The organism is Streptomyces alkaliphilus, assembly GCF_014141535.1.
In the GTDB taxonomy this organism is placed as follows: Bacteria; Actinomycetota; Actinomycetes; order Streptomycetales; family Streptomycetaceae; genus Streptomyces; species Streptomyces alkaliphilus.
The window spans coordinates 1-1,357 of record NZ_VKHT01001190.1; the positions used below are offsets into that span (position 1 = coordinate 1).

The window sequence follows — 1,357 nt, forward strand, 5'->3', positions numbered from 1 at the left end:
CCCCGGTCCGGCCTCGGCCCGCGGGAACCGGCTCAAGCTGCCCGCCCACCGCATGACCACGGCCATCGCCGCCGGTGCCTACCCCTTCCTCGCCGAGGGCGGGTTGGGAGCCGAGGGGGTCTACATCGGACGGGACGTCCACGCCGAGGCGAGTTTCTGCTTCGACCCCTTCGCCCTGTACGGGAGGGTCGAGGGCTTCACCAACCCGAACGTGCTGCTGGCCGGGGTGATCGGGCAGGGCAAGAGCGCCCTCGCGAAGTCCTTCGCGCTGCGCTCCGTCGCCTTCGGATACCGCGTCTACGTGCCCTGCGACCCCAAGGGCGAGTGGACCCCCGTGGCCGGCGCGCTCGGCGGCACATCCGTCGCGCTGGGCCCCGGCCTTCCCGGCCGGCTGAACCCGCTGGACGCCGCGCCGCGCCCCGCCTCCGTCGCGGAGGGCGACTGGGCCGGGGAGGTCCGCAAGCGCCGGTTGCTCCTGCTCGGCTCCCTGGCCCGCACCGTGCTCGGCAGGGACCTGCTGCCGATGGAGCACACCGCTCTCGATGTCGCCCTCGACACCGTCGTCACCCGGGCGGCCGGCTCGGCCCGGACACCGCTGCTCGGGGACATCGCCTCCGCCCTCAACAGCCCGGACCGGCTCGACGAGGCCGCAGGCCTCATGTCCGGTCGACTCGGGGACGCCGCCCGCGACCTCGCCCACGCCATGCGGCGTCTGGTCCACGGCGACCTGGCCGGCATGTTCGACGCGCCCAGCACCGTGGCCTTCGACCCGAACAGCCCGATGCTCACCATCGACCTCTCCCGGCTGGGCGGCTCCGGCGACGACACCGCCCTGGTCCTCGCCATGACCTGCGCCTCGGCCTGGATGGAATCGGCCCTCACCGACCCGCGCGGCGGCCGGCGCTGGATCGTCTACGACGAGGCCTGGCGCCTGATGCGCCACCCCGGCCTGCTGGCCCGCATGCAGGCGCAGTGGAAGCTCTCCCGCGGCCTGGGCATCGCCAACCTCATGGTCATCCACCGGCTGTCCGACCTGCTCACCGCCGGCGACGCGGGCTCCCGCGGCCGGGCCCTGGCCGAAGGGCTCCTGGCCGACTGCTCCACCCGCATCATCTACCGGCAGGAGACCGACCAGATCCTCACCGCCGCCTCGCTGCTGGGCCTCACCTCGGTGGAGACCGAGGCCATCTCCCACCTCAACCGCGGGCGCGGCCTGTGGAAGGTCGCCGGACGCTCCTTCGTCGTCCAACACCTCCTCCACCCCCACGAACTGTCCCTCTTCGACACCGACGCCCGCATGCACTGACACCCGGAGGAACCCCTGAGCGGCACCCACCCTCGCCCGCCGGCCTCTCCC

At 73.6% G+C, this 1,357-nt stretch carries 1 protein-coding gene; it reads left to right on the forward strand.

The window, feature by feature from the left end; translation table 11 throughout:
* Positions 1–1,306: VirB4 family type IV secretion system protein (locus FNQ90_RS23340; RefSeq protein ID WP_182608164.1), on the forward strand; the 1,306-nt coding region annotated here is incomplete at its 5' end.
* Positions 1,307–1,357: the final 51 nt, after the last annotated feature.